Below are 26,583 nucleotides of genomic sequence, written 5' to 3' on the forward strand. Positions count from 1 at the left end.
TATAAAAGATGGCAACATAATTGCTGTTAATCTGGTGTATTACCATCAGATTACAAAGCTATGAAACAAACACTTACCTGCTTGTCTGTAATTTTTATACTATTGGTTAATGCCTGTGCGCCAAAACTGACTGAATTAATGCCTGAGTCTGATCAACAAGGAAGCTCGAATACAAAAATGGATAAACTGGCAATCCCCTCAAATTTTAACTTTAATACAAGTAGTGAAATAAAATTTGATGTCCGTACACTTAACAATGCGGATAAACCCATTAAGGGTGTTGTAATTTCGGTTTTTAGTTATCCTGAAAACAAATTATTATTTAAAGGGGCAAGTTCGTCTTCCGGCTCATTGAGTTTTGTCCAGAAAATACCAACTTATATTACCAAAGTTGCCATAAGACCCAATTATATCGGATTACCTATTGAAGTCGTTGTTGAGATAGTTAACAATAAAGTTCTTTTGACCTTAGGAGGCAAAGAGCCTCAAACTTCGGCCAATGTAATTACTTCGCCATTAAGAACTCAGGAGTTATCAGGTGCAAGAGCTATTGCTCAGGATTATCCTTCCTTTGAATACTTGGGAGGCTGGAATGCCCTGGGAGTTCCTAAATATCTGGAAAAAAACAGAGATGAAATTACCTCCAGATTTTTAGATAATATCAATGCAAGTCTGCCAGAAGGAGACCCGCTTACCAGGACTCATCCTTCTTACCTTAATACTTTTAATCGTAATGTTTTGTATATCAAGGAGTTGTCTGATGTTTGGGTCACATTTGTACATGAAGGTGCCGATTGGTTAAATACGTTGGGGTTTTATACTTTTAATCCAAAAACTCCGCCATCTGAGCCTTCAGATATTTCTAAAATTACAATTGTATTTCCTAATGTATCTTATAAAGGAAGTGGTGGCGGATTAGTATCCGGCGATAAGGTAAAAATAGGGAGGTTTGCGGCCGGAACAGCGATAGGTTTTGTTTTAATTGCCGATGCTTATGACAATAAATCAGTAACAAAAGGGAATTATGCCCATTATAGCCATGATGCACTTAATACTGAAACCTCAAAAGATGTGCAACGCCACCTGATTGTCCTGAACGATCTTGAGACCAAAAGAATGGTATTAGCATTTGAAGATGTAAACCGTCAGAACAAGCCGTTTGACTGTGATAATGATTTCAACGATGCGATTTTCTTTGCAAGTTCTAATCCGGTTAGTGGGATTGATGCTGATTATATTCCACTGGTAGACAGTAAAGATGACGCAGATAAAGATGGAATTGAAGATAGTGAAGACCAGTATCCTAATGATGCCACAAAAACTGTAAGCAATTTTACACCTGATAAAAACGGTTATAGTTCTTTGGCGTTTGAAGATTTATGGCCCTTTCAGGGTGATTATGATATGAACGATCTGGTAATAAACTATCAGTTTGAAGAAGTTCTGAATGCCAGTAATCAGGTTGTTGAAATTAAAGCTAAAGCTTATGTAAAGGCAATTGGAGCATCGTTTATAAGCGGTTGGGGTTTTGAACTACCAGTTGAATCTTCACTAATAAAATCAGTAACCGGAACTTTTCTTACTGAAGGGAAGATCAAAACTTTAGCCAATGGTGCAGAGGCCGACCAGAAATATGCTACAATTATTGCTTTTGATAATGCTTTCAAGTGTGTGAAATCAGCCAATGGCTTTGTAAATACTGAGCAGGGGGCTGAAATAATTGCACCTGCTGATACGCTTAATATGAAAATTGTTTTTACGAAGCCTATCGATAAAAATACTCTTGGCTCAGCTCCTTATAATCCTTTTATATTTAAAAACGATGAAAGAGGGAAAGAAATTCACTTGCCGAATAAGGCACCGACGAGTAAGGCAGACGCAGCATTGTTAGGAACCGGACATGACCGCTCCGTGCCTGCAAAAGGCACCTATTATAAAACTGCAAAAGGGTTACCCTGGGCCATTGATTTTTCTTCTGATTTTCAATATCCGGCCGAAAGAGAGGCAGTAGTAGATACTTATCTGAAATTTGGCGACTGGGCAGAAAGTGGAGGATTAAACTTTGCAGATTGGTATCTCCTAAACCTATTGTTTATCAATGAAAGTAAGGTTTTTAAAGGAAAGAAAAAATAATTACTGAAAAAGGCTATCATAATACTTGATAGCCTTTTTCAATAATCTCATTTAGTAGGTTTAATAAGGTCTGTCGGGCGTACCTGATTACTTAATAGCCATTCAAATAACTCCCAACGTTTCGCTTCATTATCTGAGGTTCCTCCATTTGATTCAATATAATCTTTCACTATGTCTTGTCCGAAATTGTAATTAATTACATAAGTACGGTATTTTTTGATAAAATTGATGTCTTTACTTGCTAAGGTTTTCTCGCGTAGACCATAGTTTGTTAACCATTTTGTTACTTCACTCTCGTTCATGGTATTATTGATAATACCCCTTGCCACTTCATTACGAGCATAGGCTAATTTACTTTTCAAAGCCAACGCCTGAAAATATAAATCTGTGTTTGTTGTATTCAAGCCGGCTAAAGGCAATAAAACTTCTTTTACAAATTTGTTTTTTTGAGTTCCGGGGAAGGCAATTTCAATCCCGTAATTAGCACTACCTTCAGCAATTAATGATTGTGGACTGAATAATGGATATAATGAAATTTCTGTCCAGCCCTTATCATGATATAAATTCTTCTCAAGCAACATATTATAAACATGATGACCAGGATAACCCTCATGGCAGGCCAAATCAATAGCACGCTCAATGAAAATTGGCATATCTATGCTTATCTGAATCTTGCTCTGATAATTCCCCTGATACCAGTTATAACCCGACCACGGTTTCCCAGTCACATATTCCAGCGTAAAGTTTTCGTTGGCAGGTAACTGATAATGTGCCAGAGTACGTTTACGTGCTTCTGCGATAGCGGTTTTAAAAACCGTGTCGACTTTAGCCTTTGGAATGATAAACTGATTTGCCAGTTTCTCAAAGCGGCTATTAAGACTTCCAGGGCCTGGCAGCAAGCTATCTAATTGAGCCACCAATGCCTGATAATGACTTTCAGGATAAGAGGGAGCCGCAACACCGAATAAATCTTTCGATTCCTCATCAAATGCCTGAAACTTTCCGGTATAAATATTGATTCTTCTACCAAACGCTATCAACTGACCTGACATCCACTTAGCTCTTCTGGCTAAAGTATCATCGCTTACTGTTTGATTAAATTCAATCAATTGGCCAATCAAACCATTGACAGCTGCCAATAAACTATCTTTAGGGAACATGGCCTTAGGTTGAGTTTTAGGTTTCAGTGAATCAGGGCCATAATAGGCATCAACAAAATCGCTGTCATATTGCCCGATAGTTAAACCCAATCGGATATATTTTTCGGCTAACTGGTTAAGTTTGGCTTGAGCGTTTTCAGTTTGTGTAGTGCTTTCTTTACAAGCAATAACGCAAAGAATTAAAAGAGAAAGGAAGACTTTTTTCATAATTAATAAATCAGGTAAAAAAAGAGATGAGATGATATACCTGAAGTGAAACAGGCGGTGCAAATAAATTAAAAAATATTCAAAAAATAAATGTAATGATACCAAATCAAATCAGACCAGTGTTTTTTGCGCGTGTGTAAGGATATTCTCAGGTTAAGAAATATTTGAATGAGCAAGACTATAAGTCCTTTTATTTCTCAATCAAATTTGTAAAAAAGGAAAAATATTCCTATCTTTGCCTAAGAATTGTGAAAAAGGAGGAGCGAAGCCCTCCTTTTTTCTTTGTATAGTAAGGAAACTCCTCTGTTTGAAGGGTTTCGGCATAGTGGAAATATGAACATAGAACACAAACAAAAAATCGAAGAACTTCTGCAACCACTACTCGAAGACGATAAGTATTTCATAGTGGATGTTAAAGTGTCTTTGTCAAGAGTAAATAGTAAAGTTACAGTCTTGTTAGACTCTGATGAAGGTATCACAATCGATGAATGTACCGAAATCAGTCGGAAACTGGGCAAAGAATTAGATGAAATAATGCCTGACAAATATACTTTGGAAGTTTCGTCGCCGGGTATCGATTTTCCTTTAAAAAGCGAAAGAATGTATCGGAAGAACATAGGCAGGAGTCTAAAAGTAGTATTAAAAGATGGGAAGGAGGTCAAAGGTAAATTGGAGGGTCTTGCTAACCACGAAATTACTTTGATTGAAGACAAAAAACGCACAGGAAAAGCCAAAAATGAGCCCATCGAACCTATAACCATTTCACTTGAAAACATTAAAGAAGCACAAGTAATTATTTCATTTAAATAAAATTATAATTAAGGAATTTGATTTAATGAGTTTTGATGAATGAAGCGAATCATTCACTAAATCAACAAAATCGCTAACTCATGAATAGAATATGCACAGCGGAGAGTTAATTGCATCGTTTTCAGAATTTGCCCGTGAAAAGAATATTGATCGTCCAACCATGATAAAGGTGTTAGAGGACGTATTCCGGACAATGATTCGTAAAAAATTTGGTACTGACCACAATTTCGATGTTATCATCAATGCCGATAGCGGCGACCTTGAAATGTGGCGTACACGCGAAATCGTAGATGACAACTCTGAAGATATTTGGGATCCTGATAAAATCATGTTGTCAGAAGCTCAGAAGATTCAGCCTGACTTTGAAATTGGTGAAGAAGTAGCTGATGAAGTAAAATTAGAAGATTTTGGCCGTCGTGTGGTGCAAACTGCACGCCAGACCTTGATCCAGAAGATTAAAGATTTAGAGAAAGAGATGTTATATGCCAAATACAAAGATTTGGTAGGGGAGTTAATCATCGTAGAGGTTTATCAGATTTTAGGTAAAGAATTAGTTTGTTTAGATGGCGAAAGCAACGAATTGGTGCTGCCAAAATCTGAACAGATTCCGAAAGACCGCCCAAGAAAAGGCACAAGTATCAAGGCTGTTGTTCATAAAGTAGAAATGAATAACGGTACTCCACGTATTACGTTGTCCCGTACTTCGCCTGTATTCCTGGAGCGTTTATTTGAACAGGAAATTCCTGAAATTCTTGATGGACTTATCTCTGTACGTAAAATTGTACGTGAACCGGGTGAAAGAGCCAAAGTGGCCGTTGAGTCGTATGACGACCGTATTGATCCGGTAGGCGCATGTGTGGGCATGAAAGGTTCTCGTATTCACACCATTGTGCGTGAATTAGAGAATGAGAATATTGATGTCATCCAATGGACTGATAACCTGAACTTATTGATTTCGAGAGCGTTGAGCCCTGCAAAAATCAGTAATATCCAGGTTGATAATGACAAGAAACGTGTAGCAGTTTATCTGAAACCAGATCAGGTGTCATTAGCTATTGGTAAAGGAGGCATGAATATTAAACTGGCTGGGAAGTTAGTAAATATGGAACTTGATGTATTCCGTGACCTTGAAGGAGAAGAAGAGGAAGAAGATGTTGACCTATCAGAATTCTCTGACGAAATTGAGGACTGGATTCTTGACGAGTTCCGCAAGATTGGTCTTGACACCGCAAAATCTGTACTGGCGTTGTCAGTAGAAGATATTGCGCGTCGTACCGAACTTGAAGAAGAAACCATTGCCGAAGTATTAGAAATTTTGAGTAAAGAATTTGAATAAAAAAACTCAGGGAACAGGAGACGCTTAATTGGTGTTATCTATAATGGTGAAGGTTTTTTAATTCTTTCTAATAAATCCGGCAACTCAAAATAAACAACAGATTTTTAATTTACTTTATGATAGAATCAAAAGAAATGCGACTAAGCCAGGCGGCTAAGAAACTAAGCGTTGGTATTACTACCATCGTAGAGAAACTTGCCGGAAAGGGCCATCGTATTGATACCAATCCAAATGCTAAACTTAATTTTGAGCAATTAAATATCCTGTCAAAGGAATTTAACAATTCTTCGTTGCTGGAAGAGAGTGCGGCTGTAAAACCTGCAGAAGAACAAAAGTCTTCGTCGGGTGATATGGATATTCTTTATTTTAGAGACCAACCAAAAGTCGAAGAGAAGAAGGTAGAGAAAATCCCTGAGATAACCCCAGAGAAGCCTGTGGAGGTGATTCGTGCTGAGCAGAAATTGCAGGGTCCCACTATTTTAGGGAAAATAGATTTAGATAAAAAAACCTCTACACCATCGACACCAACACCCGAACCACCTAAAACTGAACCTGTAGTAGTGGAGAAACCGAAGGTTGAAGAAACTCCGAAACCTGTAGTTGAACCTGCTAAACCAGTAGAACTACCCAAGGCTGAAGAGAAAGCAGAACCTAAATCTGAAAAACCAGCTGAAGTAGTAAAACCTGTTGCTGAAACTCCAAAAGAGGAGATTAAACCAGTAGCAGAGCAACCAAAAACTGTTGAACTCCCTAAACCACAGTTCCAACAGAACAGAGATAACCAAGGTAATAGAGAATATCCCCAGAATAGAGATAATCAGGGTAACAGAGATAATTATCAGAATCGCGATAATCGCCCGAATCGTGATAATAATCAACCGAATAGAGATTTTTCTCAAAACCGAGACAGAAATAACCAAGGCCAGGGTAATAGAGATCAGAATAGACCTAATAATAACAACTGGAATAACCAGAACAGACCTAATAATAATCCCAATAACCCGAGTCAAGGCCAGGGTAACAGAGACTTTGCTAATAGAGATAATAGAGGCGGAGACCAGAACAGGCCACCAAGGCCACCGCAACAGGGGCAGCAAGGTCAGGGAGGTTATCAGAATACCAAACCTACCTATGAGCAAAGACCACAGAATCCGGCATTCAAAAAACCTACCCCACCGCCTGTAGAGGAAGAGGAGGATGAACCTGAATTGATTCAGGCCAGAGGTGAAAAACTGCAAGGTTTGAAGGTATTAGGTAAAATTGAACTACCGGTTGAGAAAAAAGGTACCTCAAACTCTAACGCCGAAGATGCTAAACGTAAGCGTAAACGCAAGCGTGTGAAGAGAGTAGAAAAGGTAAATAGCAATGAGGGGGCATCGGTTAAACCTAAGAATCCTGCAACTACCGGAGGCGGGGCTACTGGCAATAAGAAAGTAGATCCGAAGAAGAAAAAAGAGCGTCGTGAGGAAGTATCTCAAACTGAGGTAAAAGAGCAAATCAAGCAAACGATGGCTCGTATGCAAACCAAAGGTCCAGACTTTGGAGCGAAATACCGCAAGGATAAACGTAAGATGCGTGCTGATCAGGAAGAGCAACGTGTTTTGCAAGAGCAGGAGGATAGCAACATACTGAAAGTAACAGAGTTTATCTCTGCTGCTGAACTTGCTTCAATGATGGATGTCTCGGTTACTCAGGTAATCTCAGCCGCCATGAAAATGGGTATGTTCATATCTATTAATCAGCGTCTTGATGCTGAAGTAATTCAGATGATTGCCCTTGATTTTGAATACGATGTTCAATTTATCTCAGCTGAAGATGAAGTTCAGACTGATGCCGTAGATAAAGATGATGACGTAGAAGATACTGAACCAAGAGCACCGATTGTTACTATCATGGGTCACGTTGACCACGGTAAAACATCATTGCTTGACTATATTCGTCGCGCACGTGTTGCGGCTGGTGAGGCAGGGGGTATCACCCAGCACATCGGAGCTTATTCAGTAGAAATGAAGGATGGGCCGAATAAAGGTAAAAAGATTACTTTCCTTGATACTCCCGGTCACGAAGCTTTTACGGCCATGCGTGCGAGAGGGGCAAAAGTTACAGACGTCGTAATTGTAGTTGTAGCGGCTGATGACAGCGTGATGCCTCAAACACGGGAGGCAATTAACCACGCACAAAATGCAGGTGTACCTATTGTGTTTGCCATTAACAAAATTGATAAGCCTGGCGCAAATCCGGCTAAAATCAGAGAAGATTTATCGAAAGAAAATATCCTTGTTGAAAGCTGGGGCGGAAAGTATCAGGAGCAAGAGGTTTCTGCCAAAAAAGGTACTGGTATAGCTGAACTACTCGACAAAGTATTATTAGAAGCCGAATTGCTTGACCTTAAATCTAATTCTGACCGCTCGGCAGTAGGTACTGTAATTGAAGCTTCTTTGGATAAGGGTCGTGGATATGTGGCTACTATTCTGGTACAGAACGGTACTTTAAAAGTCGGAGATATTATTCTTGCAGGGCCATACTTTGGCCGTGTGAGAGCAATGATTGATGATTTAGGAAACAGAATTAAAGAAGCCGGCCCATCAACTCCGGTTCAGATTTTAGGTTTACCAGGTGCGCCACAGGCAGGTGATAAGTTCAATATCATGGAAAGTGAGCGAGAAGCCCGTGAAATTGCCAATAAACGGGAGCAGATTATCCGCGAGCAAAGCTTAAGGGCCAGAAAACACATTACTTTAGAGGAAATTGGCCGTCGTAAGGCGATTGGAACTTTCCATCAGTTAAATGTAATTGTGAAAGGAGATGTGGACGGGTCTGTGGAGGCTTTATCTGACTCATTACTGAAACTTTCTACTGATGAAGTACAAGTAAGTATTATTCATAAAGGTGTAGGACAAATCTCTGAATCTGATGTTAATCTTGCATCCACTGCTGATGCCATCATTATAGGCTTCCAGGTACGCCCTTCAAACAGTGCCAGAAGAATAGCCGACCAGGAGGAAATTGAAATAAGACTTTATTCGATCATCTATGATGCCATTAACGAAATCAGAGATGCAATGGAAGGCTTATTGGCACCGAAAGAGGAAGAAACTATAGTAGGTACAATTGAAGTAAGAGAGGTATTTAAAATCAGCAAGGTGGGTACTATTGCCGGTTGTTATGTGACAGATGGCAGCTTCAAGCGTAATAATAAAGTACGTGTTATCAGAGAAGGTATTGTAGTGCATGAAGGAGAAATCTCTGCACTTAAACGCTTCAAAGATGATGTGAACGAAGTAAGAACTAATTTTGAGTGTGGTTTGAGTATCAAAGGTTTCAACGACATTGAGATAGGAGACACTATCGAAAGTTATGAAATTAAAGAGGTAAAACGTACACTTTAAGTTATCGTTATAAAGTAAAAGGCTTCTCAATTTATTTGGGAAGCCTTTTCTATTTGTTTATATATCTTATACGCCCGGTATTGTCTCTACTAATATTTCATTACCTTTTTTGTCATAATAAGTGCAGGTCATATTTATTATATCTGTTACCCATTTATCAGTCCCGGTTTCGGCCGCCTGTTTAGACAAGGTATAATAATCTGATTTTCCTTGTTGGTGATTTTTTATATATTGCAGGAACTGATCTGGGTTACTTTCATTCGCAATAAATAAAACCTCATATCTGGCGTCGGAAGTAAGTGAATAGTTATCTGTACCAATAAATTCAGTATGCCCATCACTGACATAGGTTGTATATTTTAAAATTCCTAATTGGGCTAATTCTTGAATGTACTTCGGGAAATCAGCCCCGCTTTTTACTTTTGCGTGTGCCTCTTTGATTTGATTGAGTGTAAACATTTTTCTGGTGGTTTAAAATTTCAACAAAGGTCGGCAATACCTTTATCCTGAAATTGTAAAAAAACGTTTATTTCCGGTACTCAGTAAAATTTAGGTGGGGGATTCAAAGTCAGATTCTGTCGTTGATGCCAGTATGGATAAACCGGGGGTGTTTCACTTGCTTTATCCAGTCTTTTGATTTGCTCTGTTGTCAGATTCCAGCCGATGGCTTCAAAGTTTTCTTTCAATTGCTTTTCATTTCGAGCACCAATAATAATACTTGATACCGTTGGTCTTTGTAGTACCCAATTAATCGCTATCTGTGCAACGGTTTTTCCCGTTTCTACAGCAATTTCTTCTAAAACGTCAACTACATTGTACAGCACTTCTTCATTGATAGCAGCAGAAGGGACAGGGCTTCCGCCTTGTGCTGTACGGGTATCGGTAGGTTTTGGTTGATTACGTTTATATTTGCCGCCTAATAGACCTGCTGCCAACGGCGACCACACAATGGCTCCGACTTTCTGGTCGAGACCCAAAGGCATGAGTTCCCATTCATAATCACGGTTGGTTAAAGCATAATATACCTGATGTGCTACATAGCGATTCCAACCATATTTTTCAGAAATAGCTAAGGATTTCATCAAGTGCCAGCCTGAGAAATTAGAAGCCGCCAGATATCTTATTTTGCCACTTTGTACCAGATCGTCAAGCGTTCGCAAAGTTTCTTCTACAGGAGTTATACCATCAAAACCGTGCATATGGAATATGTCGATATAATCAGTATTCAGACGCTTCAAACTGCCTTCAACCTGTTTTAACAAGTGAAAACGAGATGATCCCTGATTGTTTGGCCCTTTGCCGAAGGTAAAAGTAGCTTTGGTTGAAATCAATAACTGGTTTCTTTTTCCGGCAATAGCCTTACCTAAGATTTCTTCAGATAGCCCTTGCGAATAAACATCGGCTGTATCAAATAAATTAATACCTGAGTCAAGACACAAATCCACCAGTCGGGTAGCTTCTTCTACCTGTGTACTTCCCCAGGCTTTGAAAAATTCAGTGCCGCCACCAAAAGTAGCTGTACCGAAACTTAATACCGAAACTTTTAAACCTGATGCTCCCAATTGTCTGTATTCCATATTTGATAAGTGATTTAATGAATGCGTGATTGAGTGATTTTTGTCTGAACAATGATTTAGCTGATTAATCTGCTAAATCATTGTTCAAGACCATATCTTATTCATTTCAGTCAGAATGATAGGCTTATCGGCTGTTACTACAATAGTATGTTCATGTTGTGCTACGTAGCCACCTTTATTACCGGTTAGTGTCCAACCATCACTTTGTGTCTCAGCTATAGTTGAGTGTGTTGAAATAAAGGTTTCTACAGCCACTACAGAGTTTTTTCTAAATCTTGTGGTATTGAATCTATCAAAAAAGTTGGCAATTTCGTGCGGCTCTTCGTGCAGACTTTTGCCTATTCCATGCCCGGTTAGATTCCTGATAACCTTATAGCCTGATTTTTTAGCCTCTGTTTCAATTAGCTTACCAATATCAGCTATTTTTACACCACCTTTAATCTGGCTGATAGCTTTCTTGAGAATACGTTTAGAGGCATCAACTAATGGCTGATGCCCATTAGTATCATCACCCAGGACAAATGAGCTTCCGTTATCTGCCCAATAACCACCTAATTCTGCTGATACGTCAATATTGATTAAATCACCTGCTTGTAGAATAGTCTTTTCTGACGGAATCCCATGCGCTACTTCACTATTAACACTGATACATGTAGCCCCCGGAAAGCCATAAGTAAGAGAAGGAGCGGGTTTAGCTCCTGAATCATTCAAAATTTTTACGCCATAATCGTCTAATTCCTTGGTTGTCATACCAGGCCTGGCATAATTACACATGGCTTTCAAAGTAAGGGCCACTGCTTCACTTACTTTTTTCATTCCCTCTAATTCTGCTTCTTTGGTAATTGACATGGTTTGTATTTTATGCTTTTTATAGGAACAAACGTATAAGCTTTATGATTCATCTGAATTTCAGATAAATGAAATTTGGAGTTATTGTCCGTTACAACTATTTTCATCAGTCAGGAAAGACCTAAAAAAGCCTCTTCCCAAAATAACAGGAAAGAGGCTTAATTCATTAAAAATAGTCTTATTTTGCATAAGCTACACTACGCATCTCACGAATAACAGTGACCTTGATTTGTCCTGGATACTGCATTTCTTTTTCTATACGTTGTGAAATATCAAACGACATTTTGCTTGCAATTTCGTCATTTACGTTTTCAGAGTCTACAATCACACGCAATTCACGCCCGGCTTGAATCGCATAACATTTTTCAACGCCATTGAATGATAGTGCCAGGTCTTCCAAATCACGAAGACGTTGTACATAAGACTCCATCATTTCACGGCGCGCACCCGGGCGAGAACCTGAAATAGCATCACAAACCTGTACAATTGGAGAAATCATTGAAGTCATTTCAATTTCGTCATGGTGAGCACCAATCGCATTGATTACCTCTGGATGTTCTTTATATTTCTTCGCCAATTCCATCCCTAACAAGGCATGAGGCAATTCCTGCTCTTCGTGCCATACCTTACCAATATCGTGCAATAAACCTGCACGTTTGGCTAATTTTGCGTTCAGGCCTAATTCGGCTGCCATTGTAGCACACATTTTTGCTACTTCGCGGGAGTGTTGCAGCAAGTTTTGTCCATAAGATGAACGGAACCGCATTCTGCCGATCATTCTGATCAATTCAGGATGCAAGCCGTGAATACCTAAATCGATGACAGTACGCTCGCCTATTTCAACGATTTCGTTTTCTATATCCTTTTTGGTTTTGCCTACAACCTCTTCAATTCGGGCAGGGTGGATACGACCGTCCTGCACTAAACGATGCAAAGACAGGCGAGCAATTTCACGACGTACCGGGTCAAAACTTGAAATTACAATGGCTTCTGGGGTATCATCTACAATTACTTCAACTCCTGTTGCGGCCTCCAGTGCACGGATATTACGCCCTTCACGACCAATGATTTTACCTTTTACCTCATCGCTTTCGATATTAAATACAGATACACAGTTTTCAATGGCCTGTTCGGAAGCGGTGCGTTGAATAGTTTCGATGATAATTTTTTTCGATTCTTTTGTTGCCGATAATTTAGCTTCTTCAATAGTCTGTTTGATATAAGAAGAGGCTTTTGTTTCCGCCTCGCCTTTTAAAGCATCAATTAGTTGTTGTTTGGCCTGATCGGCTGTAAGATTGGCAATTTTTTCCAATTGTTCAACCTGTTGACCAAGCATCCGGTCGGCTTCTTCTTTACGCTTGTTTGCTGCCTCAATCTGTTCGTTGAGCTTGTTTTGTAAAGTATCTAATTCGGTTTCTCTACGCTTGTTTTGCTCTAACATCTGAGCAGCCTGTTGCTGCATTTGTTTTACTTTCTGCTCATTCTGAATGATGAAACTTTTACGTTTGTTAGCGTCTTCATCAAATTCAGCTTTCAACTTTAAAAAATGTTCTTTGGCTTCTAAAATTTTGTCTTTTTTAACGTTTTCGGCTGTTTGCTGGGCATTTTTTAGTAATTCATTGGCACGTACTTCGGCTTCTGCCTCTTTGCTTTGGAAAGTTTTTTTAATGAATGCTCTACCAACAAAGAACCCTATTACCAAAGCTAACAGGTCTGTGAAGAGCATAGTCATAATTTCTGACATCAATTTATATGTTTTAAATAATTAAGAATGAAACAAAAACCATTTTTGTACTACAGAGTTTGGCTATAGTAGGACAACAGCCCGAACAAAACTCTATCAAAAACGATTTGATTGACAAAAAGCAGAATGGCTATACTGAAGAAACGTAGAATATTTTAATTGAGCGTAAGGCGGTTGCTGAGGTCTTCTAACCTTTTATCAAGGTCTTGTTGCAGCAAAAGATATTTATCCTGATTTTTTTGGTTTTCCACTACACCTTCAATGGCAACAATAATCAGAAAATCCAAAAAATCCATGTCACCTTCCGCATTTTTTTTCATATAAAAATTAAGGCGTTGGTTAACAAAGGTAGCCGCATTACGGAAATAAGGTTCTAACTCCGGCTGAATCTTAAGTGTAACTACTCTTTGCAGTACCCTTAAATTGATTTCTATTTTTTCACTATCTGCCATTGTTGATTCACCTTCAAGGGCTGTATTAGGTTAAACTATTCTTCGTTCAGCAACTCAACGCACACATCAATCTCTTGTATTAATTCTTCTATTAGTTTCTTCAATTGAGCCTTTTCTTCAGACTGTCGTACTTTATTAGCTACAATTTTAACACTTTCTTTTTTAATTTCTTGTTTTTTTTCAATAAAATCTTGATTTTTTTGCTTTATTTTTAATTTTTTTATCTCCTCGTCCTTATCCTTAATGATTTTATTGAGTGTATTTATCTGACTTTTCAATAGCAGGATTTCTTCCTGTGCCTGCGATTTCTCAAACAAAAGGGTATTGGTCAGTTTATTGAAAACTGTGAAGGTTCTGATGTTTTCAGCTTTAACTATCTCTGCAATATATTGTTGTTCAACAGTCATAGCACTTTTTATATACTCTTTTTGGCAGCCTGTTTAAAGTCGGCAATTAAATCGGTTATATCTTCTAAACCTACCGAAACGCGGATTAGCCCTTCGGTGATGCCCAATTTTGCTTTGTCTTCTTTTGGCAATTTGCTATGTGTGGTCGTATTAGGATTAGTGATAATCGTACGTGAATCTCCCAGATTTGAGGAGATAGATACAATTTTTAGCTTTTGAGTGAAACGGTTTACACGCTCAAAACCACCCTCCAGTTCAAACGTTACCATGGCACCGCCGGCTTTCATTTGTTTTTTAGCTAATTCATATTGCGGATGAGAGGGTAAATGTGGGTATTTTACATTCACAATGCCTTCCATTTTCTCCAGTGCTTTTGCCAACTTCATTGCATTCTCGCAATGCCTTTCCATTCTGAGTTCAAGGGTTTCCAGACTCTTTGATAATACCCAGGCATTAAAAGGAGACATTGATGGGCCTGTATGCCTGCAAAAGAAGCGAACAGGAGCTATCAATTCTTTTGTCCCTGTGATAATTCCGCCTAAAACACGGCCTTGTCCGTCCATAAATTTCGTTGCCGAATGGACAATCAGGTTTGCACCATAATCAGTAGGTGTATGGATAACCGGAGTAGCAAAGCAATTATCAACATAATAAATCAGGTTATGTTTTTTAGCAATACGCCCAACCATCGCCATATCAACCAATTCCAAACCCGGATTCGATGGGGTTTCCAGGTATATCATTTTCGTATTTGGCTGGACAGCCGCTTCCCATTCGGTTTCGGGGGCGGTTGCGTCTAAATAGGTATGAGTGATGCCCCATTTAGATAATATCTGTGTAAGAATCTGATGTGCTGAACCAAATAAAGCTCTTGACGAAACTACGTGGTCACCTGATTTGAGATGTGCGGCAAAGCCTGCAAATACAGCTGCCATACCAGTAGCGGTTGCCAGGCCCTCTTCGCAGTTTTCAAGCATACAAACTTTATCAATAAACTCTTGTACGGATGGGTTTGAAAAACGTGAATAAAGATTGCCTTCAAGTGTTTCGTCGAAAATTGCTTTGCCCTGAGCTGCGTCTTCAAAACAGAAACTGCTTGTCAGAAATAATGGTGTAGAATGTTCTCTGTATTGTGAACGTTTGGTCTGGATTCTTATTGATTGCGTTTGTTTCTTCATTGCACTATTCTGCCTGCTATATTGGTCTATAAATTAAAACTCCCCCTTTTCATAATTGGCTAACCAATTTTTTTTTACACCCCCAATCTGCTGGTAAAAAGGGATAAAATATTTTTTCATATCAGCTTCAAAATCTCCACTGGTATAAAATGGCTTTTCGACAAATACTGTTTTTCTTGGGTAATCGAAACCCACCATAATAATCGGAATTCTGGCGGCATGCGCCATATAATAAAAGCCGGTTTTTAATCTTTCTACGTTTTTACGTGTGCCTTCTGGAGCAATAGCGACTAAAAGTTTTTCGTGTCTGTCGAAAGTCTCAGCTACCTGTTGAACAAAGTTGGTACTATGCGAACGAATCACAGGGGTACCACCCAAAGCCTTGAATAACCAACCAAAAGGCGGGCGAAACAGTTCGGCTTTACCTAAATACTTGATTGATTTCTCTAAATCAGAACGAGCACCTACACCAACCAGGAAATCGTACCAGGTTGCATGAGGTGCTACTGCAAAAATTCCTTTTTTCAGGTCAGGTGGGAGATGGTCAATTGTTTTCCAACCTACTAATCTGAAAATAGATTTTGATAGCCAGCTAAGCATTTTGTATAATAATAAATGGCTTTGGTGTAAAGCACAGAATAAAAATCAACAGCGCAAGCCACCCCAAAATTTGTCTTTCTAAAGAGAGGGGTTGCTTGTCGTAGGTGGGAGGATGATAAATTCCTAAAAAACGGCCAATCATTAAGCCAAAAGCTAAGAATCCTGAGTACCCCTCAACTGTGGGGTAAAAATACGTGATTATTAACTGAATCGCAATAACACTTAATGTTATCAGCAAATTTGTCATCAGATTTTCAGAAATTCTTGAAAAACAAAGATATATAAAGCCCACATAAAGGGCGAATTTCCAGATTATGTCTGTATCGGGCATAAAGAACTCATCAACTTTAAATAATCCTAAACCTGCATAAAATACAAATGTAGTAAACAGGATAGGGGAGGCGATGTTAAAGGCCCTGTCGCCAATCAAACTATAGAGAATATGACCACCATCTAACTGACCAATCGGGAAGAGATTTAAGGCAGTAAAGAAGAGTGATAAGTATCCGGCAAAGATGATTGGATAATTAGTATATAGATAGGGATGAGGCAGTTCACCAACAGCTATATAGTCTTCAAAAAACTTAAATAATAAGCTATCTCCTAATTTGATAGAAGTGTATTCGGTGGTAGTTTCCAGAAACTTTCCGTACTCGTTGCCATACTGATTCAGTTGTGGAAACAGATTAAAAACATAGTCAAGACTTGGCAGATGCGTAAATCCATACCAGAGTACAACCAAAGCGGCCACAAAACCAGCCAAAGGCCCGGCAATGCCAATATCAAAATACTTAACTCTTGATTGTATGCGCTCTTTGATACGGATAAATGCGCCTAAAGTGCCAAAAGTAGCACTCAAACCACCTAACCAAAGTGGAATATAAAAAGGTAAGGTTACATCTGTTTTGTGTTTTCTGGCAATAAAATAATGCCCGAATTCATGGATAGTTAAAACACCCAAGAAAGGAAGTGAGTACTGGAAACCCTCAACCAATTCATGCCAGCCCATTGGATTCGGTCCAAAAAAGAAAGAATTACCAAAAATCCATTCTGCTCCTGTGATTGTTGTTGTGAAAAGTGTGACGACAAATAAGGTAATTTGTATAAGTAATGTTCTGTTTTGATTCATCTGCTATGAAAAATTGTGATACAAAGAAACGACTTAAAAAATCGTTTTACAATATTCAGTGATACAAGTTGGCGGTTCAACCAAGATGGTTTGCATTCCTAAGGCGTTAGCTGATTGGATATTGTGGTGATTATCGTCTAAAAATAATACTTCGTGTGGTTGTAGATTGATTTCATTTAATACATATTGATAGATTTCGGTATCGGGTTTCCACATACCTATTTCATAGGAAAGAAATAACTGGTCGAATAATTCATCAAGATGTCTATAGCCAAAAGTTTTTTTTAGATAAGAGTTTGATGCCTCAATGTGAATATTATTGGTATTGCTGAGTAAATAGATAGGGTACTTTTTACGGATTTCTTTTAATAAATCAATCCTTTCCGGTGGAATATCCAGCAATAGAGAGTTCCATGCTTTGTCTACTTCATGATCGCTAAGAGGAAATCCAACGGTTTGCCTGACAATTTCTCTGAATTCAATATCAGTAAATTGACCGGTTTCATAACGTCTGAATAATTGATTTTCAAGGACAAGTTTTTCAATAATCGCTTGTCTTTTGCCAGTAAGGCTGGCGAATGCCTGGAAGGTACGAGGGATGTCGATGTTGATGATTACGTTTCCGAAGTCAAAAATAACGGCTTTTACTTTCATACAGATTTATGGTAGAGATGGAGCAATAAAAAAGTGTCAAACTGTTGATAAACGTCTGACGCTTTCGAAATATTTTGTAATGGGTAGGGCAGAAATTAAAAAATATGATGGATAATTAATTATTGCAATCTTATTAAGCTGTTAAACAGATGCTAATAAATCAAATAATCAGATTCTGGAGGGGTAAAGAAAGTTTTATTTAAGAATTGTTGTTTCTCTATATCCTTTTGACGTATCCCATTTTAATTCATCATTGACAAATATCTTTTCAGTAAGCATATTTCCGCCTGCAAGATTTAAATGAAAGGTTATTTTATCTTTACTGGTTTCGTTCCAGTAAATAGTTACCGTATGAATTTCTTTCACAGGCTCATAAGTAGTAGGGAAAATTCTTAAGTAATATCTGTTACTATTCCGGAAAAACAGGGGCTGATTCATTTGTATAGCATCAATACCAGTCCTTTGATTAGGAAAGTCCGAAAATTCTAAGGTTACTTTTTTTATATCATAATGGTTTTCGAGACCTGGATTTAGTAGATCTTTATTGGTAGATTTCTCTAAAACTGATATATCAACAAATGTATCTACTAAAACGCAGCATTCAAGTGTCCTTTTGCAGCTAAGAAAAAAACAAAAAATTGTTAGTGTAAATAAGAACTTTTTCATGAAATAGAAGGATTGGTGTGTCAAAGCAAATTTCAAATACTAATTTATTGATTATTGAGCTAAAACAAGCAAAGCTAACATCAAATCTTATTTTAAGGCTCAAACTATTATATCTTAAACAAAAAAGCGAGTAATGGCGTAAGCCATTACTCGCTTTCAATATATTATTCAATCATTCTTATGCTTCCTCAAAGAATCCCATTGAGCAGAATTTCTCAATGCGGGCATCAATTCTGTCTTGCGAAGATAATTTTTCCAATTCTTCGATTTCTGATAGGATTCTTGTTTTTAAGCGTTCAGACATATCATCCCAATCAAGATGTGCACCTCCCAAAGGTTCTTCGATAATACCGTCAATCAGCTTATTGTTCAACATATCTGTTGCTGTTGGCTTTAAGGCCTCAGCTGCTTGTTCCTTGTAATCCCAGCTACGCCATAAGATAGTAGAACAGTTTTCTGGGGAAATTACCGAATACCATGAGTTTTCCAGCATTAATACTCTGTCACCAATAGCAATACCCAGTGCGCCACCTGAAGCGCCTTCACCGATAATAATACAGATAACAGGCACTTTCAATACGCACATTTCACGCAGGTTTCTTGCAATCGCCTCTGCCTGTCCACGTTCTTCGGCTTCCAGACCCGGAAATGCACCCGGGGTATCGATTAAGGTTACGATTGGCTTATTGAATTTTTCAGCCATCTTCATTAATCTCAGGGCTTTTCTATATCCTTCCGGGTTTGGCATACCAAAGTTTCTATATTGTCTTTCTTTGGTTTTACGTCCCTTTTGCTGACCAATCAGCATGATTGTTTTTCCATCAATATCAGCAAAACCACCAACAATAGCCGGATCGTCTCTTACTGTGCGGTCGCCATGTAGTTCATGAAACTCCTGACATATTTTTTCTATATAGTCTAATGTATATGGGCGGTCAGGGTGGCGCGACAATTGCACTCTTTGCCAGCGTGTCAGGTTTGAAAACGTTTCTTTTTTCAGGTTCAGAATGTTTTCTGAAAGACTTCTTACTGCTTCCCTCACATCAACATTGTTTTCATCGGCCAGTCTTTGCATATCATCAAGCTTTGCTTCGAGCTCGGCAATGGGTTTTTCAAAATCAAGAAGAGTTCTCATAAACGAATTTGCTTTATGGGCTTTGTTAAATTTGGTAAGTTTGCCCTTTATCCGGTATCTCAATTTGTTGATACCCTAATTGTTCAAGTGTAATTTTAAAATTCTGCATGGTTGGGTACTCGCCATGTACCAGAAAAACCTTTTTTATTTTATCTATCTCTTGTGAGGCCACGAAATTAGTCAAATCTTTGAAATCACCATGACCGCTGAATACGTCGATTCTCAGAATAGTAGCATTTACAGGAAATTTCTGCCCCCGAATGCTTAATTCTTTTCGTTCACCATTCAGTAATTTCCAACCTAAAGTACCTTCGCTGGCATAGCCCACCATTAATATTGTGGCATAAGGATTACTGATATTGGCTTCAATATGGTGTTCAATTCTACCCCCTTGTACCATACCTGAAGCAGAAATAATAATGCACGGTTCTGCATGGTTAGAGACAGCCTTACTTGCCTGATTCGACTCCAAATATATCAGATTCTCGAAATCAAACAAAGATTCATTTTCTTCATGAAACGTTCTGGCGTGTTTATTAAGTAGTTTCACACTTTTTTCATAGACCCTTGAACTTGCTTTTGCTAAAGGGCTATCTGTAAAAACCTTGATAGGGGTGAAGCCACGCTCGGTATATAATTTATTGAGCGTATAAAGCATGGCTTGTGTACGGCCAACACTAAAAGACGGAATAATGAGCCTACCAGGCACATCAATGCAGGCTTTCTGGATAATTCCGGCTAAAATACTTTCAGCCTCTTCCTGATCGATATGATGGCGGTCGCCATAGGTTGTTTCTGTAATCAGATAATCGACAGGAGGTAAAGGTTGAGGGTCTATCAGCAGAGGATAGTTTTTTCGACCAATATCTCCTGAAAAACCTAATGTTTTTTTCTTGCCGTCTTCCCAGAACTCAATATATACATGAGCAGCACCTAACAAATGCCCTGCCGGAATAAAAGTAAGGTAACCATCATCTTTAAACTTAAAACGCTGGTCGAAAGCAATCGGTACAAAATTATCTAATGCTTCTTTTACCTGTCTTTCCAGATACAATTCCCTTGAATCAACGTCTTTTCTTTTCTTTGATCTTTTTTTGCTATCATGGATCAGTTTGAACTTCCGCTGGTTTAGCGATGCTGAGTCAAGCAAAAGTAATTCGCTTAAATCCATAGTAGCCTTTGTACATAAAACCTGCCCTTCAAAACCCTCTTTATACAAATTAGGAATCTGACCTGAGTGGTCGATATGTGCATGAGTAAGAATAACCAGATTGATTAATGAAGGATCAAATGGGAAAATGCCATATTCGAACTTAGGTTTTTCGGGGTTATTTTCTCTCTCTAAATCAGTGCCGCAATCAATCAAAACTTTATACTCATCATCAAACTCAAGTAGTACCATACTACCTGATACCTGTCTTGCTGCACCCCAAAAAGTTATTTTCATACGAAAATGCTATCAAAATATTAAAAATATTAAACAAAATAGGTTTTGCTTCATATTCAAGCACAAATTAAGGAAAGAAATCTTTTTTTTACTAAGCATTTTTTTTAAATTCGTTTAATCTGAGGCCTCCTCCTTTAACTCATTCTTGTTTCTATGAAGTTACTTTTATTTGTCTTATTACAACTAAATACTCCTCTCGAAAAGTTTCAGCAACTCCTGGATAGCATACAGAATGATAACGAAATCCAGACCGGAGTAGTGGCCGCTTCAATTCGTTCAACCCAGACAGGAGCTTATAAAATTCAGTTCAATGCCCGTAAATCTGTCAACTCTGCTTCTACACTTAAACTCGTTTCAACGGCTTCTGCTTTATCAGTCTTAGGGCCTGACTATAAATATCAGACTTTTATAGAATATGATGGTACTATTGCCGATAGTGTTTTGAAAGGCAATATTTATATCAGGGGTACAGGCGACCCTTCATTGGGTTCGTCAAGAGTAGGATTAGATTTTCAGCAGATTGTCAATCTTTTTGCCCGGAAAATCAAAGATTTTGGCATCAAAAAAATAGAGGGATCAATTATTGGTGATGGCAGTGCTTTTCCTGACAATACCCTGGCTAATTCGTGGGTATGGGGCGATATTGGAAATTATTATGGAGCCGGAATAAGTGGTTTAAATATCAATGAAAACCTTTATGAGATTCATTTTAAACCTGGCAAATCGTTGGGTGAAGAAGCGCTGGTTTCAAGGCTTGCTCCACAGATTCCTAATATTTCGTATATAAATAGAGTAACAACTGCTGAAAGGGGCTCTGGCGATAATGTTATAGTTTATAATACGCCTTTCAGTAATACAATCATGTCGGAAGGAACAGTGCCGATAGGACCATCGGATTTTGTAGTAAAAGGTTCTATACCTGACCCCGCTTATTTTTTAGCTTTTCATGTGCAAAGAAAATTTCAGGAATTACGAGGAGAAATAAGTAACGAAGCATTGAGTTATCCACTTTACAAGGCAAAATTTCAGAAAAGCCCATCCATAAGAAACCTTATTCTGAGTTATGACTCTCCGACTATTTCTACTCTGGCACAACATTGCAATTTTCAGAGCATCAATCTTTATGCAGATGCTTTTCTGAAAACGGTTGGATACAGTTTATCAAAAGACGCAAGTTTTGAAGCAGGGGTTAAAGCAGAGAAATTTCTATGGTCTGGAAAGGGGGTTGATTTACAAGGATTTATGATAAGAGACGGGAGTGGTTTATCACCTTCAGGGGTACTAACAGCTAATAATTTAGTAGATATTTTATTTACCATGCGACATGATAGCGCATTTAATGATTTCTACGCTTCTATACCTGTGGTTGGTATAACAGGCACGGTACAAAATTTAGCAAAAGGCTCAAAGGCAGTGGGTAATGTAAGAGCCAAGAGCGGTTCTATTGCCAATACAAGGGCTTTTTCAGGTTATTATACTTCCCGCGATGGAGAATTGATGTCGTTTGCTTTTATTATTAACCGCTATGCTGACGGTGCCGACCGCAAAGTAAGGAGATATTTAGAAGAAATGATTAAGTTGATGGTCGAGATATAAGTGTATAACGATTTCCTAAATCGAAGAAAGGAATTTGATTTTGACTAAAGCTGTATTTTTGTGGTAAGAGAAAATCACAACTAAAAATCATAACCCTAAAACATCATTTCTTGTTTGAGCACAATTAAAAATCGAGATAGTGTTTTACAATGAGATAAAAACTTTCAGATTTTTAATTGTGTGAGTTTAAATGATGGCTGTTTTTTGGGTTACTTTTTTTCAGCTAAAAAAAGTAACAACCCGGGACTATAAAAATGGGATTAGTTTTGGAATAATTTAAAACCACGCTATTATTCATTACCCCCCCCTAAACCACTATGCCAACCCTCCTAATCAACGGAGTAAACTACCATTACGAAGAAACCGGAAGCGGCCAAGATACTATTATCTTCTCGCATGGTCTTTTATGGAGTGGCCGTATGTTTCATAAACAAGTAGCCTATTTTAAAGACCGATACAGAATTATTACCTATGACCATCGTGGACAAGGCAAAACGGAAGTCTCAGCCAATGGCTACGATATGGATACTCTCTACGAGGATGCCGCTGTACTAATAGAAAAATTAGTAGGCAAACCCGTAATTTTTGCAGGTCTTTCAATGGGTGGTTTCGTCGGTATGCGCTTAGCAGCCAGAAAACCTGAATTAATCAAAAAGTTGATACTGCTTGAAACAACTGCCGACCCTGAACCCTCTGAAAATGTGCCTAAGTATAAAATGCTGAATAATATAGTGAACTATATTGGTTTCTGGCCGGTGATTGGTAAAGTAATGCAGATTATGTTCGGGCAGAAATTCCTGAATGACCCCAAGCGGTTAATAGAAAAAAAATACTGGATACATCAACTTAATTTGAATAACAGAAAAGGAATTTGCAGAGCAGTAGATGGCGTAATTTACAGAAAAGGTATTGCTGATGAAATTCATCATGTCAATTGCCCGACTCTTGTAATGGTAGGCGACCAGGATATAGCTACTAAACCCGAAAAAGCGCAGAAAATTCATGCGCTTATTAAAAACTCAAAACTGGTTGTCTTTGAAGGTGGCGGGCATACGTCTTCCATAGAAGAACCTGAAATCTATAACCGGGAGATTGAAAAGTTTTTGAATAGTTAGGTGCTGCTATTCATTTTTGCATTCATAATCTGCCCGATTTCCAAGGCTTTGTTTTTAACAAATTCAGCCTTTGGGCCACTAAATAGTGTATCTGTTGTCATAAACCACAGTGCCAGCCAGCGTTCGAATCGTTCAGTTGTAAGTCCATGCTTTTGATTAGCCTGCAGGTGAACCCACATCATTCCACCATTATAACTTCCCGTCTGGAAAAGCCAGTTTTCCCAGAAATTTACTACCCTTGTAATATGCCTTTCCCATTCTTCTTCGGGCATAACAAATACCGGGGCAAGGTCAAAATCTTTATGTACTTTTTCGTAAAAATCATTTACTAAAAGCTCTACGTCTGCTCTATTCTGAATATCGTTCATTACACGGAAATTTTTGCAAAGGTACGCAATAATGGCCAATCAAAAGCTGATGAAAATCATATTCGGCATTAGAAAGGTATTTGAAAAAAATAATATCAAATAAGTTTGTCAAAATGTAAAGTTTATTTTACATTTGTTGCGTTATACTTTACAAAATTTAAACATTACAAAATTATGGAACCAAGATTCTTATTTTCACATCGTTACAAGCTAATTGGCTGGCTATTGGCTGTCCCATCTTTAATTTTGGGCTTATTTGTGTTAATCGGCGATTTCTCTTTTGATTTTCTCACGGTGGAGCTTCCATTTAAGTATGTTTTTTCGGATACTTTTGGTAGTTCGAGCGGAACAGGCTTCGGGCATGTGAAAGATGAAGTATCTATTCTGAACTTTACGGATGAAATAGCCGCTATAGGAACAATCATCGGTTTACTTTTAGCGGCTTTTTCAAAAGTTAAAATTGAAGATGAATACGTTTCTAAAATCCGTCTTGAATCTTTACAATGGGCTATCTACCTTAATTTCGGCTTGTTGGTGCTTGCTATAATTTTTATACATGGTATGGCCTTTTTTAGTGTTATTGTGTATAATATGTTCACGCCATTACTATTCTTTATTATCAGATTCCATTATATTCTATTTATCAAGCCATCGTTCGAGGCAAACGGGAAACTACAAAACAACTAAAGCTATGAGAAACCGGATCAGAATCGAGCGTGCTATACTCGACATTACTCAAGCCGATTTAGCAGAGCGTATAAACGTCAGCCGCCAGACTATTAATGCCATTGAAAGCAATAAGTATGTGCCTTCGGCAGTATTAGCAATGAAAATTGCAAGGATTTTTGGAAAAGCAGTTGAAGAAATTTTTGAATTAGATGAAAACGACTGATGTAAAGACCTTCTTTTGAAATCTACTACCATTTCTTTTAAAGGTTTTTTCCATGCATACATTTTGAAAAAGCTCGTGCAAAGCCCTTATTTATTAATAAGGGTTTTTTGTTTTAATCAGAAGCTGATTTAAATATTATTTAACGTGGTATTATTTTAGCAGGCTATCGTAGTTATATCGCCTGATAGTCTGGAGTTAATTAAAGTACAATTTAATTTTTTCAAACATTATGAGGTTGATTTGGATTTTTTATAGATAATCAGGATAACCAAACCGAAGAAATAAGATTATTTTATGATGGAATATTTGCCAGGGGGTTTTATAATTAATTGACAAATAAGAAAAATAATATAAGGAATAAATTGAAATGAAAATATTATTATTATTTATTGAAATAGTAATATAATATTGCTTAAAATCTCAATATTTTTTTTAATTCAATATTTAATTCAATCTATCGTTTTTCGTTTTCATAAGAAGCAACTATTTTTAGGAACTTGTTTGAATAGTTAATATATCACGAAAAAGCAAAACTACCTATACGGGCAACATAAGGGCTATACTCTTGTCTTTTTTAGGTTTACAATTGAATGATGGAGTTCATCAGACTTTTCTTGAAGCGATTCTTATTCTTTCTGAATATGATTCTGGCACTATATACTTTATTAGTATATCAGTTAAGCTATTCAGTAAGTGTGAAGCACTGGCTTGGAGGATTCCTGATGTTATCTTTACCTCTCGCTTTCGCTGGAAATGTCTTTTTTATTCTCCTATGGACCTTCAGAAGATCGAGGAGAGCCTTTATTTCTGTTATGATATTATTAATCGGATTTCCGCTTATACTCCGAACATTTACATGGCATACTATAGATGACGAAGATAACCGAAAGGGTATCTCTGTATTAAGTTATAACCTGATGTGGTGTGATATTGAAAGTTATAGCCTAAAGCGTGATACGGTAAATCCAATTAAGCTGATTAAAAATGCGGTTAATTTAGATGCTGATATTAAATGTGTGCAAGAGCTATTCAATGTTGATTACATTCCTCAATACAGAATGATTCAGAAGTTCAGGAATACTCATCCCTATTATACCTATGTGCATTCTACTCCGGGTAATGATAAAGGACAAGGGTCTATAGGATTAGCTATTTTCTCAAAATACCCTATAGTGAGAAAAGAAGAAAAGCATTGGTCTGTGAACCATAATGGATTATTATCGGCAGATATTGTAGTCGGGAAAGATACTATCAGGGTAATAAACCTACAACTGAAATCAATGGGTGTCAGGGTTAATCGGGTTTTTGATGCAGGAGACGACAAAGAAAAAGCAAAAAAAGAAGCTAAAACAATCTATCATCAATTAAAAGAGGGTTTTAATGATAGGATAATTCAGATGATTGAATTAGAACTCTGGATAAAAAATAGTCCGTATCCGATCATATTGGCCGGCGATTTCAATGAGGTACCATATGGCTATACCTATGGCAGAACCAGAAAATACTTGAAAAATGCGTTCGAAGAGGAAGGCAGAGGCTTTGGTTTTACCTACCACCGCTCACCCGGCTTTCTTAGAATTGATAATCAGTTTTATGATAGCAGATATTTTGAATTAAAACGTTTCAAAACTTTTTCTGAAATCCCGTATTCGGATCATTATCCTATTTGGGGAGAGTATATTCTGAAGAAATAAAACATCTTTCTGCTTTATCGGCCAAAATCTCATACTTCTCTATCT

Annotated in this window: 24 protein-coding genes; 9 read left to right on the top strand and 15 right to left on the bottom strand. The window is 37.8% G+C overall.

Annotated features, from left to right (window positions below):
- Nucleotides 1-60: 60 nt before the first annotated feature.
- Nucleotides 61-2,133 carry an LruC domain-containing protein gene (locus tag H1R81_RS05000; protein ID WP_181839564.1) on the top strand — a complete coding sequence of 691 codons (2,073 nt, stop codon included), beginning with the start codon at nucleotides 61-63 and terminating at the stop codon, nucleotides 2,131-2,133.
- Between the two features lie 47 nt (nucleotides 2,134-2,180).
- Here the strand turns inward: H1R81_RS05000 and H1R81_RS05005 are convergent, their stop codons facing one another.
- On the bottom strand, nucleotides 2,181-3,500 hold the full coding sequence (locus H1R81_RS05005) for a hypothetical protein (RefSeq protein ID WP_181839565.1): 1,320 nt from the start codon (nucleotides 3,498-3,500) through the stop codon (nucleotides 2,181-2,183).
- Between the two features lie 333 nt (nucleotides 3,501-3,833).
- Here H1R81_RS05005 and rimP point away from each other — a divergent pair, with 333 nt between their 5' ends.
- The 3 genes from rimP to infB all read left to right on the top strand — a co-directional run bounded on the left by rimP (nucleotide 3,834) and on the right by infB (nucleotide 9,035).
- Complete coding sequence (gene rimP, locus H1R81_RS05010; RefSeq protein ID WP_181839566.1) at nucleotides 3,834-4,310, top strand: ribosome maturation factor RimP; 477 nt, start codon at nucleotides 3,834-3,836, stop codon at nucleotides 4,308-4,310.
- 91 nt (nucleotides 4,311-4,401) lie between these two features.
- The gene (nusA, locus tag H1R81_RS05015) at nucleotides 4,402-5,646 is read left to right on the top strand and encodes a transcription termination factor NusA (protein ID WP_181839567.1); all 1,245 of its coding nucleotides are present in this window, start codon (nucleotides 4,402-4,404) and stop codon (nucleotides 5,644-5,646) included.
- A gap of 116 nt (nucleotides 5,647-5,762) precedes the next feature.
- Nucleotides 5,763-9,035 carry a translation initiation factor IF-2 gene (gene infB / locus H1R81_RS05020; RefSeq protein WP_181839568.1) on the top strand — a complete coding sequence of 1,091 codons (3,273 nt, stop codon included), beginning with the start codon at nucleotides 5,763-5,765 and terminating at the stop codon, nucleotides 9,033-9,035.
- Nucleotides 9,036-9,101: 66 nt separating this feature from the next.
- Here infB and H1R81_RS05025 read toward each other — a convergent pair whose 3' ends face one another.
- The 13 genes from H1R81_RS05025 to H1R81_RS05085 form a co-directional block, all read right to left on the bottom strand.
- The gene (locus H1R81_RS05025) at nucleotides 9,102-9,494 is read right to left on the bottom strand and encodes a DUF1398 domain-containing protein (RefSeq protein WP_181839569.1); all 393 of its coding nucleotides are present in this window, start codon (nucleotides 9,492-9,494) and stop codon (nucleotides 9,102-9,104) included.
- Nucleotides 9,495-9,574: 80 nt separating this feature from the next.
- On the bottom strand, nucleotides 9,575-10,612 hold the full coding sequence (locus H1R81_RS05030; protein WP_181839570.1) for an aldo/keto reductase: 1,038 nt from the start codon (nucleotides 10,610-10,612) through the stop codon (nucleotides 9,575-9,577).
- An 84-nt stretch (nucleotides 10,613-10,696) separates the two neighbouring features.
- Entirely contained in the window at nucleotides 10,697-11,461 is a 765-nt protein-coding gene (map, locus tag H1R81_RS05035) for a type I methionyl aminopeptidase (RefSeq protein WP_181839571.1), read from the bottom strand.
- A gap of 178 nt (nucleotides 11,462-11,639) precedes the next feature.
- Nucleotides 11,640-13,205, bottom strand: a complete 1,566-nt coding sequence (gene rny, locus H1R81_RS05040; protein WP_181839572.1) for a ribonuclease Y — start codon at nucleotides 13,203-13,205, stop codon at nucleotides 11,640-11,642.
- Nucleotides 13,206-13,360: 155 nt separating this feature from the next.
- The gene (gene zapA / locus H1R81_RS05045) at nucleotides 13,361-13,657 is read right to left on the bottom strand and encodes a cell division protein ZapA (protein WP_181839573.1); all 297 of its coding nucleotides are present in this window, start codon (nucleotides 13,655-13,657) and stop codon (nucleotides 13,361-13,363) included.
- A 35-nt stretch (nucleotides 13,658-13,692) separates the two neighbouring features.
- Entirely contained in the window at nucleotides 13,693-14,064 is a 372-nt protein-coding gene (locus tag H1R81_RS05050) for a hypothetical protein (protein WP_181839574.1), read from the bottom strand.
- 8 nt (nucleotides 14,065-14,072) lie between these two features.
- A complete protein-coding gene (locus H1R81_RS05055; RefSeq protein WP_181839575.1) occupies nucleotides 14,073-15,242 on the bottom strand; it encodes a PLP-dependent aspartate aminotransferase family protein in 1,170 nt (389 codons plus the stop codon).
- Nucleotides 15,243-15,275: 33 nt separating this feature from the next.
- On the bottom strand, nucleotides 15,276-15,842 hold the full coding sequence (locus H1R81_RS05060) for a 1-acyl-sn-glycerol-3-phosphate acyltransferase (protein WP_181839576.1): 567 nt from the start codon (nucleotides 15,840-15,842) through the stop codon (nucleotides 15,276-15,278).
- Nucleotides 15,835-16,971, bottom strand: coding sequence for a site-2 protease family protein (locus H1R81_RS05065; RefSeq protein ID WP_181839577.1), 1,137 nt, complete (start codon nucleotides 16,969-16,971; stop codon nucleotides 15,835-15,837). The genes H1R81_RS05060 and H1R81_RS05065 overlap by 8 nt, the downstream gene beginning before the upstream one ends.
- Before the next feature lie 33 nt (nucleotides 16,972-17,004).
- Nucleotides 17,005-17,625: an HAD family phosphatase gene (locus tag H1R81_RS05070; RefSeq protein WP_181839578.1), complete on the bottom strand. Its 621-nt coding sequence runs from the start codon at nucleotides 17,623-17,625 to the stop codon at nucleotides 17,005-17,007.
- 195 nt (nucleotides 17,626-17,820) lie between these two features.
- Nucleotides 17,821-18,291 carry a hypothetical protein gene (locus H1R81_RS05075; protein ID WP_181839579.1) on the bottom strand — a complete coding sequence of 157 codons (471 nt, stop codon included), beginning with the start codon at nucleotides 18,289-18,291 and terminating at the stop codon, nucleotides 17,821-17,823.
- A gap of 178 nt (nucleotides 18,292-18,469) precedes the next feature.
- Nucleotides 18,470-19,426: an acetyl-CoA carboxylase carboxyltransferase subunit alpha gene (locus H1R81_RS05080; RefSeq protein WP_181839580.1), complete on the bottom strand. Its 957-nt coding sequence runs from the start codon at nucleotides 19,424-19,426 to the stop codon at nucleotides 18,470-18,472.
- A 25-nt stretch (nucleotides 19,427-19,451) separates the two neighbouring features.
- A complete protein-coding gene (locus tag H1R81_RS05085; protein WP_181839581.1) occupies nucleotides 19,452-20,873 on the bottom strand; it encodes an MBL fold metallo-hydrolase RNA specificity domain-containing protein in 1,422 nt (473 codons plus the stop codon).
- A 153-nt stretch (nucleotides 20,874-21,026) separates the two neighbouring features.
- On the opposite strand from H1R81_RS05085, the gene dacB reads away from it, so the two are divergent.
- Both dacB and H1R81_RS05095 read left to right on the top strand, forming a co-directional pair.
- Nucleotides 21,027-22,469: a D-alanyl-D-alanine carboxypeptidase/D-alanyl-D-alanine-endopeptidase gene (gene dacB / locus H1R81_RS05090; RefSeq protein WP_181839582.1), complete on the top strand. Its 1,443-nt coding sequence runs from the start codon at nucleotides 21,027-21,029 to the stop codon at nucleotides 22,467-22,469.
- Nucleotides 22,470-22,786: 317 nt separating this feature from the next.
- Nucleotides 22,787-23,584, top strand: coding sequence for an alpha/beta fold hydrolase (locus H1R81_RS05095; protein WP_181839583.1), 798 nt, complete (start codon nucleotides 22,787-22,789; stop codon nucleotides 23,582-23,584).
- Here the strand turns inward: H1R81_RS05095 and H1R81_RS05100 are convergent.
- On the bottom strand, nucleotides 23,581-23,952 hold the full coding sequence (locus tag H1R81_RS05100; protein ID WP_181839584.1) for a group III truncated hemoglobin: 372 nt from the start codon (nucleotides 23,950-23,952) through the stop codon (nucleotides 23,581-23,583). The genes H1R81_RS05095 and H1R81_RS05100 overlap by 4 nt on opposite strands.
- Before the next feature lie 174 nt (nucleotides 23,953-24,126).
- On the opposite strand from H1R81_RS05100, the gene H1R81_RS05105 reads away from it, so the two are divergent.
- From H1R81_RS05105 to H1R81_RS05115, 3 genes are all read left to right on the top strand, one after another.
- The gene (locus H1R81_RS05105; protein WP_181839585.1) at nucleotides 24,127-24,639 is read left to right on the top strand and encodes a hypothetical protein; all 513 of its coding nucleotides are present in this window, start codon (nucleotides 24,127-24,129) and stop codon (nucleotides 24,637-24,639) included.
- A 4-nt stretch (nucleotides 24,640-24,643) separates the two neighbouring features.
- Nucleotides 24,644-24,844 carry a helix-turn-helix transcriptional regulator gene (locus H1R81_RS05110; protein ID WP_181839586.1) on the top strand — a complete coding sequence of 67 codons (201 nt, stop codon included), beginning with the start codon at nucleotides 24,644-24,646 and terminating at the stop codon, nucleotides 24,842-24,844.
- A 590-nt stretch (nucleotides 24,845-25,434) separates the two neighbouring features.
- Nucleotides 25,435-26,538 carry an endonuclease/exonuclease/phosphatase family protein gene (locus tag H1R81_RS05115; RefSeq protein WP_181839587.1) on the top strand — a complete coding sequence of 368 codons (1,104 nt, stop codon included), beginning with the start codon at nucleotides 25,435-25,437 and terminating at the stop codon, nucleotides 26,536-26,538.
- Nucleotides 26,539-26,583 lie beyond the last annotated feature (45 nt).

The organism is Emticicia sp. BO119 (assembly GCF_013912375.1).
Lineage (GTDB): Bacteria > Bacteroidota > Bacteroidia > Cytophagales > Spirosomataceae > Emticicia.